The sequence below is a fragment of the Vogesella indigofera genome (assembly GCF_028548395.1).
Lineage (GTDB): Bacteria > Pseudomonadota > Gammaproteobacteria > Burkholderiales > Chromobacteriaceae > Vogesella > Vogesella indigofera_A.
The window spans coordinates 1-959 of the sequence record NZ_JAQQLA010000018.1; the positions used below are offsets into that span (position 1 = coordinate 1).

The following is a 959-nucleotide window of genomic DNA, read 5'->3' on the forward strand; positions in this document are numbered from 1 at the left end:
CCACTGTAGGTCGTCCAGCTGACGCCATTGTCGGTGCTGTACTGGAAGTTGCCGGAAGCGTAGTCCGCCGGGCTCAGCGCGGTGCCGTCGGCCAGGGTCAGCTGCAGCGTGCTGCCGGCCGCAGCGCCGGTGACGTGCAGCGCAAAGGTGGCCGGCTCGCCTTCCGGCACGGTGATGTCGCCGCTGGCGGTGTCGCTCTCGCCGAAGAAGATGGTGGGGATGTCGTCATCGACGATGGTGGCGGTGGCGCTGTCACCATAGCTGCTGCCGTTGCTGTTTAGCGTGGCACCGAGAGTGAAGGTTTCATTTGCCTCGTCGACACTATCCTCCACCGTGGTGGTACGGATCAGCAGATCGGTGTCGCCGGCAGCCAGCGCAATGGCGCCGCTGTAGGTCGTCCAGCTGACGCCATTGTCGGTGCTGTACTGGAAATTGCCGGAAGCGTAGTCCGCCGGACTCAGCGCCGTACCGTCGGCCAGGGTCAGCACCAGCGTGCTGCCGGCGGCGGCACTGGTGACGTGCAGCTCGAAAGTCGCCGGATCGCCTTCCGGCACCAGGATGTCGCCGCTGGCCATTTCGCTCGCGCCGAAGAAGATGGAAGGGATGTCGTCATCGACGATGGTGGCGGTGGCGCTGTCGCCATAGCTGCTGCCGTTGCTGTTCAGTGTGGCGCCGAGGGTGAAGGTTTCGTTCGGCTCGTCGACACTATCCTCCGCCGTGGTGGTACGGATCAGCAGATCGGTGTCGCCGGCGGCCAGCGCGATGGCGCCGCTGTAGGTCGTCCAGCTGACGCCATTGTCGGTGCTGTACTGGAAGTTGCCGGAAGCGTAGTCCGCCGGACTCAGCGCGGTGCCGTCGGCCAGGGTCAGCTGCAGCGTGCTGCCGGCCGCAGCGCCGGTGACGTGCAGCGCAAAGGTGGCCGGTTCGCCTTCCGGTACAGTGATGTCGCCGCTGGCAGT

At 66.0% G+C, this 959-nt stretch carries 1 protein-coding gene; it reads right to left on the minus strand.

What is annotated here, in order from left to right:
• A partial coding sequence (locus PQU89_RS17115) for a Calx-beta domain-containing protein (protein WP_272766818.1) occupies window positions 1–959 on the minus strand: 959 nt, incomplete at both ends.